Genomic DNA, 10,718 nt, shown 5'->3' on the forward strand with positions numbered 1-10,718 from the left:
AATGAAAGGACTAGACAAAGCGGGGAAGGAGTTTTTATTAAATTCTATCCGCTGCATAAACGATTTTCCAAAACCGGGCATAGTATTTCGCGACATCACGACGCTGCTAAACAACAAAGAGGCGTTTAATTTTTTAATGGATCATCTAGTTGCCAGATACGAGGGTGCCGATATCGATTTCATCGCGGGCATCGAGTCGCGCGGATTTATATTCGCAGCGGCTTTGGCGGCTAAACTGCGACTACCTTTCGTGCCGATTAGAAAGCCAAAAAAACTACCCTACATCACGATCTCGCAAAAATACAGCCTAGAGTACGGCGTGGATGAAGTGCAAATTCACGTCGACGCATTCGGCGAAAAAGCGGGCGCAAAAGTGCTTTTAATCGACGATCTAATCGCTACTGGGGGCACGGCCAAAGCCTCAGCAGAGCTAATCAATCAAACAAACGCCGTTTGCGTAGAGGCCTGCTTTTTGATCGATTTAAAGGATCTGGGCGGTAGTGCAAATTTACGCCCGCTAACTAAAATTTACAGCATTTTGGAGCTATGATGGAAGAATTTTTTACGAAATTACTCATCGAGTACGGTTACATCATACTTTTCGTCTGGTGCATAATGGAAGGCGAAATGGCGCTCATAATGGCAGGTATCCTCTCTCATCAAACGCATATGCATATCGTGCCGGCCATCTTCGTAGCAGGTCTGGGCGGCTTTGTCGGCGATCAAATTTACTTTTATCTAGGCCGCTACAACAAAAAATATATCGCCAAAAAGCTTCATACCCAGCGCCGAAAATTCGCCATCGCGCATATAATGCTGAAAAAATACGGCTGGCCGATCATCTTTATCCAGCGCTATATGTACGGCTTTCGCGTCATCATACCGATGACCATAGGCTTAACTGGATACAGCGCAAAAAAATACGCGTTTATAAACCTAATAAGCGCGTGGTGCTGGGCCGCGATAACGATAATTCCCGCGTGGGTTTTGGGCGAGCACATACTTGAAATTTTACACAAAGCAAAAGAGCACTGGTACGTCGCCGTGCCGGTAGTAGCGCTATGTTTAGGCGCTTTGCTCTACGGCTTTAAGCGCATAGAAAATAAAATTTTAAACGAAAGGAAACACAGAGGTGCAATTTCAAATAGTAAATAAAAATTTAGAAGAAATCAAGGCCGATTTGGAGCTTATTTTCGTCGTAGATAAAAACCTAAAACATAAATTTATAAAAGACGAAAAGGCGTTTAAATTTGCCAACTACAAGGGCGAGAGCGTCTTGCTTTTGCTAGAAAGCGGCAGGGTTTACGTCCCGCTAAATAAGCTTGGCTACGACGAGCTTCGCATAGCTGCGGCAAAAGCCTACAACGCGGTAAAATCGCTAAACGTCAAAAGCCTAAAACTAGCCTCATACGTCGCAGGCTGCCAAAAAATGAGCTTTCAGGCTCTAACCGAGGGCTTTTTGCTAGGCGCTTACGAATTTAACAAATACAAAGAAAAAAAAGAAAAATACGCGCTAAAAGATATTATTTTTAGCTCTGAGGAGTATAACAACAAGGATGTCCGCGAAAACGACGCAAAGGATGGCTTTGCTCACGGCGAGATAATCGCCTCTGCGACAAATTTCACCAAAGACATCGTAAACGAAATACCAGAAATCTACACCCCGCAAAAAATGGCTGAAGAGGCGCAAAATCTAGCTAAGTCTAGCCCAAATTTAAGCTGCAAAATTTACGACGAGAAATTCCTCGAAAAAGAAAAGATGAACGCATTTTTAGCGGTAAATAGAGCCAGCGTCCATCCGCCTCGCCTCATCCACCTCATCTACAAACCAAAAGACGCGAAAAAACGCGTAATCTTCGTCGGCAAAGGACTAACCTACGATAGCGGCGGGCTTAGCTTAAAGCCAGCTGATTATATGCTAACGATGAAAGCCGACAAAAGCGGCGCAGCTGCGGCGATAGGTATCATAAAAGGCGCGGCGGAGCTAAATTTGCCGTTTGAAATTCACGCGATTTTAGGCGCGACGGAAAATATGATCGGCGGCAACGCCTATAAACCGGACGACGTGCTGATCTCTCGCAGCGGCGTTAGTATCGAGGTGCGAAATACCGACGCCGAGGGGCGACTGGTACTTGCCGACTGCCTCAGCTACGCGCAGGATTTTAAGCCCGATATCCTCATCGACATGGCGACGCTAACTGGCGCTTGCGTGGTCGGTCTTGGCGAATACACAAGCGGCATAATGGGTAACAACGAGGAGCTAAAGGCCGAATTTAAGGCAAAAGCGGCAAAGAGCGGCGAGCTAAATACGATTTTAGAGTTTAACCCTCATTTGCGCGAGCTAATAAAAAGTCAGATCGCAGACGTCAGCAACACTGGATCCAGTCGTTACGGCGGCGCGATCACGGCGGGGCTTTTCCTCGATAAATTTATAAAAGACGAATTTAAAGACAAGTGGATACACCAAGATATCGCTGGTCCCGCATACACCGAAAAAGCTTGGGGATATAACCAGGCGGGCGCGACGGGAGCGGGCGTGCGAATGAATCTTTATTATCTATGCGCTATGGCAAAGGAGCTGTAATGGGACTAGCAGTAGGTATCGTAGGTTTGCCAAACGTCGGCAAATCAACCACGTTTAACGCGCTAACGAAGGCGCAAAACGCCGAGAGCGCGAACTATCCGTTCTGCACGATCGAGCCAAATAAAGCCGTCGTGCCGGTGCCCGATAAGCGCCTAGGCGAGCTAGCCAAAATCGTAAATCCAAACAAAATCCAATACTCCACGATCGAATTCGTCGATATCGCGGGGCTCGTAAAGGGCGCAAGCGCGGGCGAAGGTCTGGGAAATAAATTTCTCTCAAACATCCGCGAAACCGAGGTGATTTTGCACATCGTGCGCTGCTTTGAGGACGAAAACATCACGCACGTAGAAGGCGGCGTCGATCCCGTCAGGGACGTCGAGATCATCGAGACCGAGCTCATCCTTGCCGACATCGAGCAGTTAAACAAAAAAATCGAACGCCTAACCCGCGAAGCCAAAGCAAACGCAAAAGGCGCAAAAGAGGCGCTAGAGACGGCAAATGCGCTGCTAGCTCACCTAAATGACGGCAAAAGCGCGAGCAGTTTCGGTGGCAAGGACGACGACGCGTTTATAAATTTAAACAAAGAGCTAAGGCTACTCAGCGCAAAAGAGGTCGTCTACGGCGCAAATGTGGGTGAGGACGGCATCTCAGAGGATAATAAATACGTACAGGCGCTTCGCGAGTTTGCCGCGCGCTCAGGGCACGAGGTCATCAAGCTTTGCGCCAAGATCGAAGAGGAGCTAGTAGGCCTTAGCGACGAAGAGGCGCATGAATTTCTAAGCTCGCTCGGCACGAACGAGAGCGGCCTAGAAAAGATCATCAAAACGGCGTTTGCGAAGCTAAATTTGATCAGCTACTTTACCGCTGGCGTCGTCGAGGTGCGCGCGTGGACGATCGTAAAAGGCTGGAAAGCGCCAAAAGCCGCCAGCGTCATCCACAACGACTTTGAGAGGGGCTTCATCAGAGCCGAAGTCATCGGCTACGAGGACTACATCGCGTGCGGCGGCGAAAACCCGGCCAAAGAGGCGGGCAAAATGCGCCTAGAGGGCAAGGACTACGTCGTTCAAGACGGCGACGTGATGCATTTTAGATTTAACGTTTAAGGCGCAAAATCGGTCAAATTTGGCTTTATAGCCGAGCGGTTTTTGGCTAAATTTGACCGCTATCTGTTTTATGCCGCGCAGCTACGAGTCTAAACGTGATCAAAATAATTTTGACGCCCTTTTGTGCCGATGTTTTATTTACCCCAACAACTTGCGCCGCAAAATTTATTTTAGTCCTTAAGAGCGCGTTAAATTCAGCTCGGCGCGGTTTTGTCGCTCAAATTTGACTCGCGCTAAATTTAAGGAAAAATTTGAAAAAGATCATAGCCGTTTTCGTAACCGCGCCAAATTTACTCCGCACTCAAATAATTTTAAAGAACGCCAATGTCGCGCGATTTTAGTATATCGTCGCGCTATCAAGGCAGCACAAGACGCGACAACCTACCCGTCCGATACAAACAGGACTGTGGCATACAAATAGGCAAAATAGATCAAATTTGAAAAACAAAATAAGTAAAATTTAACAAAGGAGCGCAATGATAAAACCGGTCTTATTACTACTTTTTGCGCTAAATTTAGCTTTGGCAAATTTGACGAGCGAAGGTCAAGCAGCCTATGACGCGGGCGATGAGCAAAGGGCGGCTCAAATTTGGCAAAAAGCATGCGAAGCAGGAGAAGCACGCGGCTGCGTAAGGCTTGGGTTTTTATATCAAAGCGGCAAAGGCGTAGAGCAAGATGACGTAAAAGCCGGCAAATTTTACGAAAAAGCCTGCGACGCGGGCGAGCTAAGCGGCTGCAACACCCTAGCCTCGCTCTATCAAAACAGCGGCGAACACGCCAAAGCCGCCATGATTTTTGAGCGAGCCTGCGAAAAAGGATTTGGTTTAAGCTGCTATAATCTAGCTCAAATTTACGAAGCGGGCGTCGGCGTCGCGCCGGATGAAAGCAAAGCGCTAGACCTCTACGTAAAAGCCTGCGAGCGCGGATACGCTGTAGTTTGCTACCATCTAGGCGGCGTGTATGCGGACGGCGCAATGGGCAAAAACGACGAAGCCGCGAAAAACTCAAAAAACGCGCTCAAATTTTACTCGCTTGCCTGCGATGGTAAAATTTACGAAGCGTGCGAGGCTTTGGGACGGCTTTACGAGGACGGCGAGGCGGGTTTTGCGCAGGATATCAAGGCCGCTAGATCCTACTACGACAAGGCCTGCGCCGTAAATGCCTACAAATGCAGCGGCAGCGAGCGGCTGGACGAGCTATACGGCGGCTGGGCGCAGTATCAAAGCGGGCAGTTTGAGGCAGCCTACGAGCTAGGCAAAGAGGCGTGCGATAGAGGCGTAACAAGCGGCTGCGCGGCGTTATCGCAGCTCTACGCAAAAGGACTTGGCGGAGCGCGGCAAGATAGCGAGCAGGCGGTCAAATTTCACGAGAAAGCCTGCGAAGGCGGCTTTGGCGCTTCTTGCGCCGAGCTTGGTGATATGTTATTTCATGGACGCAGCGCAATAAAGGACGTTTCTCGCGCACTGGAGCTTTTTGAAAAAGCCTGCCTACTTTGGCGACTAGATGCCTGCGAGAGCCTAGCGGATGCGTATTTTGATGGATCAGACGTGCCGCAAGATATAGCAAAGGCCTTTAACTTTTACGGGATTGCCTGCTACAACGGGCTAAAACCGGCCTGCACGAATCTAGGCGCGATCTACGAAAGAGGCGTAGGCGAAGCGATAAAAGCGGACGAAAACGAAGCCGATAGCCTTTTTAGCGAGGCTTGCGAAGCCGGCGACGCGCGCGGGTGCCTAAATCTAGCGCGCCATCTTGAGCGCAGCGACAAAAAACAAGCCGCCACGCTACGCCAAAAGGCGCAAAAACTGCACGAAAAAGAGTGCGAGGCTGGGCTAGCCAAAAAGTGCATGGAGTTTAAAAAATCAACTAATAAAGGAGCAAAACATGAGTTTTAAAAAAGTTTCGTTTGCCGCTGTTGCGGCCTTTTGTCTATTTTTGGGCGGCTGCACCCAGCCTAAAACCGTGCAGATAGAGCTACCAAAAAGCGCGCTAGATAGCGTAAATCTGCCAAACGAGGTAGCCATAGACGGCGAAAAATTCGTCTTAAAGCAAAAAAACGCAAGAACGGCTGAGTTTTATCTACCAAACGAAAAAGTGGGCTTTAAGTGGAGCAAGCTAGTAAGCGTCACAGTCGACGAAAACGCCGATATCAACGAATACCAAAGGACCTTTATGACCGCGCTAAAAAGTGGACAATTCGGCAAAGCGGAGTATGATTTCAAGTCTATAAACGACAAAGAGTATCAAGCTTACACGATCTACTATCCGATCGCTGGCAACCCCGATTTTGACAACTACGAAATCAATCTAATCAACGTAAAAAGCCTTAACTGCGGGCTTAGAGTCACGCACTACGCGCTAAAGTTTCTAAATATCGCCGATAGAAGTAAATTTCACACGCTAATCAAGCAAAAAATGCCGATATTTTTAGCGCAAATGCCGCAGGTCGAGTGTAAATAAATTTACTTTCGGGCGTTATTTTAGCCGCCGCTAAATTTAGCGCCCTCTTTTTGGGTCGATATTTAAATTTGACCCAAAAAAACCGCGACAAATTTGACGCTTTGCTTGCGCGGGCGGTCAAATTTGACGAGCGTAACGGCTGCAAATTTAACTCCGCCTGGTTTTAGGCGACAAATTTACGATTCATGCCTGCTTAAAGGCTAGATAAAACTACCCAAAGGAAAAACATGGAAAACGGCGGACTGGCGGTATATTTCGGAGAAAATTTGGCGCAAATTTTATCGCAAAAGATAAAGGCGGTTTATCCTAAATTTGACGCGCAGAGCTACTGCGGACAAATCGCTGAAAGCACGCCGAATTTCGGCTATTCGCAAAGGATTTTGGCGCACGCAAACACGCTAAATGAACTTTTGCCGCCGGATTTTAGGCGCGCGGCAGAGATTTTGGTCGCGATTTTAGGCGAAGAAAACCCGAACGAAACGGGCATGTTTAAGCATTTTTACTGGACTTTGCCGCTGGCAAAATACGTCGAAATCTACGGCATAGACGACTTTGAAACCTCGATGAGCGCGATCGAGGAAATCACGAAGCGCGGCACGGGCGAGTATGCGGTGCGCGCCTTTATCAAAAAATATCCGCAAAACTCGCTCAAAACCATGACGCAGTGGGCGCGTTCGTCAAATTTCCACCTGCGCAGGCTAGCGTCCGAAGGTCTACGACCAAAGCTGCCGTGGGCTAGTAAACTGGAGCTTTTCGTGAGTGACCCAAGCCCTGTTTTTGCGGTGCTGGAGATACTAAAAGAAGACGAGGTGCGCTTCGTGCAGCGCTCGGTCGCAAACAACGTCACAGACTATCTAAAGGTAAATTTCGCCGCCGCAAAAGAGCTGCTCGTGCGCTGGCAAAGCTCGCAAAACAAAAACACGCAGCAAATCGTCCGTCACGCCACAAGAAAAATCAAAATTTAGCTTTTTGCGCAGATACGCAAGTCGGCGGCTAAATTTGAGATGTAAATTTTATAAACTTATAACGCATTTTATAAATAAAAAGCGGTTCAATCCGCCACATAAAAAGTTGAGCCGAGCTTGATGGTAGCAGTGCAAGATAAAAGATCAAATTTACAGCCGCAGTCCGAAATCAAATTTGAGCCAAGCACGCAATAACAAGCAAATTTTAAAAGCCGCCGTGCTCAAATTTAAAGCAAAAACACCCAAGCAAATCCGAAAATCAAAGCGTAAAATTTAAGCCCTCACGCCCAAGCCGCAAGCAGTCGCGCGGTTTAAAAGTCAAATTTGCCAAAAACCGAGCAAAATAAACTCCCGGCGCGCAAGCATCGCAAGCGACCGAGCCCAAAACCAAATCTATCCAGCAAAAATTCTAAATGCCGCCCAGACGCAAAGAGCGCCGACTAAAACGCCGCCCGCAAAGGCCAAAGCGACGTAGAGTTTTTGCTTTTTTCTGATCTGCTCAAATTTCTTTTCGTGATGCTTTTTCACGCCCTCAAAGGTCAAATTTAAGATCTTTTCGTTCGTTTGATTTAGTGCATCGGCAAAGCTCTTTATCTGTTCGTCGTTGATATATCGCATGGTCTTGCGCGTCGCGTTAGCCAGGCGCTCGTAGTCCTCGCTGTTTTCCCAGAGCTCGACCACCGTGTTGTTTTCGATGCGCTCTTTTAGTTCTAGCGTTTCTTTTAGCTCGTTTTGTTCGACTAGTTGCATTCCCATCACGCCTCCTTAGTTGATAGTTCCTATTTTGTCGCCGTATTTTAGCTTTTGCTCGGCTGCTAGATCAAATTTGACCGCGCCCTGCTCGCTAAGGATTAGGATCGTAGAGCCCAGCTCAAACATCCCCAGCTGCTCGCCCTTTTTCGCGCTTAAATTTTCGTATTCATAAAGCGCGACGTTGCCGGCGCAGGCGTTAGTCTGTATGCGCGCGTCGAAGCCAAATTTCATCTTGCCCACGTTTAGCGCGCCGACAAAGACCAGCCACATCTTTTTGCCGCTTGCAAGCTCGCATTTTAGCACCACGCGCTCGTTTTTGGCGTATAGATTTGGCACCTTTAGCAGCGCACTGACGGCCACGCTATATAGCTCGCCAGGCACGTAGAGCGCGGACAAAATCCTCATATCGCAAGGCGCATGGTAGCGGTGGTAGTCGCGCGGGCTCAGATAAATATTTACGTACTCTAGCTCGGCATCTCGCTCACTGCGGTCCATACTATCGCCCAGAAGCTCTGCTATACCGTACTCGTGGCCCTTGACGCTGATTGCCTTTAGCTCCTTGCTAACTCCGCGCTCCAGGCACGTGCCGTCGCTAGGACTGATAAAGGCCTGCGGCGAAACATCAAAATTTCGCGGACGCTGTAGCTCGCGGGTAAAAAGCGCCGTCAGGCTCTCGTATTCCTTTGGCTCTTTAAACTCGCTCATGTCGATCTTAAAGCCGCTTACGTATTTTTCATTGATAAATGTTTGCAAAAATCTCGGAAATTTAACCGCCGCTACAAACCCGAATATCCTAGAAATAAGTCCCCTCATACAACTCCTTTTAATCTTAATAACGAAATCTCGCTAGGCGCCATCACGCGCACCGGCGGCCCCCAAAATCCAGCACCGCGGCTAACGTAAATTTGCGTATTTTTGTTCGCGCGGTATAGCCCGGCGACGTATTTTTGATCGAGCCTTACTAGTAGCGAAAACGGAAAAATCTGCCCGCCGTGCGTATGTCCGCTCACCACCAGATCCACGGGCGCGCTTTCGTCCATGTATTTTAAAAACTTAGGCTGATGAGCGAGCAAAACGGTAGGCAAATTTACGTCGCGACTGTCCAGAGCTGCGACCAGATCAGGCTCGTATGCCTTAAATCTTAAACCGATGATATCATAAACGCCGGCTAAATTTACCCCGCCCACTCGCGCGTTTTCGTTGCCTAAAATTTTAAAATTCGTCGTCTCGCGGATCGCTTTTAGCGTGCCGTCGATGCCGTTATAGTACTCGTGGTTGCCCGGCACGTAAAAGGTGCCGTATTTGCTCTTTAGCTCGTTAAACGGCGCGATAAACTCGGCCAAACGGCGCGGCGGTAGATCCGCGATGTCGCCTACGATCGCGACCGCGTCGGCATCCAGCTCGTTTACGCGCCCGGTTACCGCCCGCGCAAAGTCCGCTCCTAAAAAATCGCCCAAATGAATATCCGTTAAAACCGCGATCTTTAGCTCGCCCTTTAACCCCTTTAGCTCGATATCTTGCTCTTTTACTTCGGGCAATTTTACGGCGTTAAAGATGCCTTTAAAAAAGTAGCTAAACGCCAAAATAAGTATCGTGACGTCAAGATATAGGCGCAAAAATTTACGCCTGCTCTCGCTAAACGCACGCTTGGTTACGGGGCGAACCGCGAGCGCGACGACGTTCGTAAAAAGCACGAACGAAAAAATAATAAACGTCAGCGCCAACATCAGCGAACAGGCGATGCGAAGACTAGGTCCTAAAAAGTTAAACCGCAGCGAAAAAGCCAGCGCGACGCCGCCCATAGCAAGCGTTAAGAAAAATAGTCCAAGCGCCCTTTTATGCGTGGCAAGCGGCCTGAGCGCGGCATCGGCGAAAAGCCCGCGATAAGAAACGTAATTCATAAAAATGATGATCAAAGACGATAAAACATAAAACATTTCGTAAATTTAGCCAAAATTATTAAATATCTAACCACTACGCGCGGCAAATTTGAGGAAATTTAAACGCAGAGGCAAAGCATACGCTAGAAACGTCTTTTTTACGCGGCGATATCCGTGCGGACGGAGGGTAAATTTGATAGCTTGTTTGAACGAATTTAGCGCTTAACGCCGCGTTGATTCACGACGCCAAAATGCAAATTTGATTTTACTGGCTGCTTAAAACGCATTTTAGCAGGCAGCTAATCCAAGCTTTACCGCCGCGCTTAGTTTTACGCTTGGCATGACCAGCGCCTTTACGAAGCTACCGAGATTTTGCCTATTCTTCGCCCGCATCCTCCGTTCGCACGATGAGGCTCTTTGGCAGACTAAATTTCTCGATCACCTCACACTCCTTTGCCCTCATCTCGCCAGCGTCGCTCTCGTGGTCAAAACCCAGCACGTGAAGCAGCCCGTGCGTGAAAAGTAGCGCCGTCTCGTCATCCTCGCCGTGGCCTAGCTCGGCGGCTTTGGCGGCGACCAGCTCGGTGTTTATCACGATACAGCCAAGCGGCGCATGCAGCTGCATCTCAAGCGGGAAGCTCAGCACGTCCGTAGTCTCGTAGATGCCGCGCTGGCGGACGTTTATCTCCTTCATCTCCTCGGCGTCAACAAAGCTAAGCTCCACCTCGCCCGCAGTCAAATAGTCGCAAATTTGATCCAAAATCCTCGGATAATCGTCCTCGCAAAGTATCATTTTTGGCTTTCCTTTAGTAAAATTTGAGTATGATTTTAGCGAAAATTTCGGTCGAATTTAATAAAGCCAAATTTGTAACAAACGATATCGGTGTCAAATTTTAGTTTTTCTATTTCTTTGGAGGCGGAAGGGGGTTTCTACTTACGAAGCGTCGCCCCTTCCGCCCCCAAGCCCCCACCT

11 protein-coding genes are annotated in these 10,718 nt (G+C 48.5%); 7 read left to right on the forward strand and 4 right to left on the reverse strand.

Annotated features, from left to right (window positions below; all coding sequences use genetic code 11):
- The first annotated feature begins 1 nt into the window (after nucleotide 1).
- The 7 genes from apt to QZ157_RS01220 all read left to right on the forward strand — a co-directional run bounded on the left by apt (nucleotide 2) and on the right by QZ157_RS01220 (nucleotide 7,112).
- The gene (gene apt / locus QZ157_RS01190) at nucleotides 2-550 is read left to right on the forward strand and encodes an adenine phosphoribosyltransferase (RefSeq protein WP_295140724.1); all 549 of its coding nucleotides are present in this window, start codon (nucleotides 2-4) and stop codon (nucleotides 548-550) included.
- Nucleotides 550-1,155 carry a DedA family protein gene (locus tag QZ157_RS01195; protein ID WP_295140727.1) on the forward strand — a complete coding sequence of 202 codons (606 nt, stop codon included), beginning with the start codon at nucleotides 550-552 and terminating at the stop codon, nucleotides 1,153-1,155. Before apt ends, QZ157_RS01195 begins: the two co-directional genes overlap by 1 nt.
- Nucleotides 1,133-2,584: a leucyl aminopeptidase gene (locus tag QZ157_RS01200; protein WP_295140730.1), complete on the forward strand. Its 1,452-nt coding sequence runs from the start codon at nucleotides 1,133-1,135 to the stop codon at nucleotides 2,582-2,584. The genes QZ157_RS01195 and QZ157_RS01200 overlap by 23 nt, the downstream gene beginning before the upstream one ends.
- The gene (ychF, locus tag QZ157_RS01205; protein ID WP_295140733.1) at nucleotides 2,584-3,687 is read left to right on the forward strand and encodes a redox-regulated ATPase YchF; all 1,104 of its coding nucleotides are present in this window, start codon (nucleotides 2,584-2,586) and stop codon (nucleotides 3,685-3,687) included. The genes QZ157_RS01200 and ychF overlap by 1 nt, the downstream gene beginning before the upstream one ends.
- A gap of 476 nt (nucleotides 3,688-4,163) precedes the next feature.
- Nucleotides 4,164-5,582 carry a tetratricopeptide repeat protein gene (locus tag QZ157_RS01210; protein WP_295140735.1) on the forward strand — a complete coding sequence of 473 codons (1,419 nt, stop codon included), beginning with the start codon at nucleotides 4,164-4,166 and terminating at the stop codon, nucleotides 5,580-5,582.
- The gene (locus QZ157_RS01215) at nucleotides 5,572-6,147 is read left to right on the forward strand and encodes a hypothetical protein (protein ID WP_295140738.1); all 576 of its coding nucleotides are present in this window, start codon (nucleotides 5,572-5,574) and stop codon (nucleotides 6,145-6,147) included. The genes QZ157_RS01210 and QZ157_RS01215 overlap by 11 nt, the downstream gene beginning before the upstream one ends.
- 227 nt (nucleotides 6,148-6,374) lie before the next feature.
- Nucleotides 6,375-7,112, forward strand: a complete 738-nt coding sequence (locus QZ157_RS01220; RefSeq protein ID WP_295140740.1) for a DNA alkylation repair protein — start codon at nucleotides 6,375-6,377, stop codon at nucleotides 7,110-7,112.
- A gap of 393 nt (nucleotides 7,113-7,505) precedes the next feature.
- On the opposite strand, the gene QZ157_RS01225 is transcribed toward QZ157_RS01220, so the two are convergent.
- The 4 genes from QZ157_RS01225 to ybeY form a co-directional block, all read right to left on the reverse strand.
- Nucleotides 7,506-7,868, reverse strand: coding sequence for a hypothetical protein (locus QZ157_RS01225; protein ID WP_295140742.1), 363 nt, complete (start codon nucleotides 7,866-7,868; stop codon nucleotides 7,506-7,508).
- A gap of 9 nt (nucleotides 7,869-7,877) precedes the next feature.
- A complete protein-coding gene (locus QZ157_RS01230) occupies nucleotides 7,878-8,678 on the reverse strand; it encodes a phosphatidylserine decarboxylase (protein WP_295140745.1) in 801 nt (266 codons plus the stop codon).
- Nucleotides 8,675-9,766, reverse strand: coding sequence for a metallophosphoesterase (locus tag QZ157_RS01235; protein ID WP_295140748.1), 1,092 nt, complete (start codon nucleotides 9,764-9,766; stop codon nucleotides 8,675-8,677). The genes QZ157_RS01230 and QZ157_RS01235 overlap by 4 nt, the downstream gene beginning before the upstream one ends.
- A gap of 355 nt (nucleotides 9,767-10,121) precedes the next feature.
- The gene (ybeY, locus tag QZ157_RS01240; RefSeq protein ID WP_295140750.1) at nucleotides 10,122-10,538 is read right to left on the reverse strand and encodes an rRNA maturation RNase YbeY; all 417 of its coding nucleotides are present in this window, start codon (nucleotides 10,536-10,538) and stop codon (nucleotides 10,122-10,124) included.
- Nucleotides 10,539-10,718 lie beyond the last annotated feature (180 nt).

Origin of the sequence: uncultured Campylobacter sp., assembly GCF_905372745.1 — a bacterium.
In the GTDB taxonomy this organism is placed as follows: domain Bacteria; phylum Campylobacterota; class Campylobacteria; order Campylobacterales; family Campylobacteraceae; genus Campylobacter_A.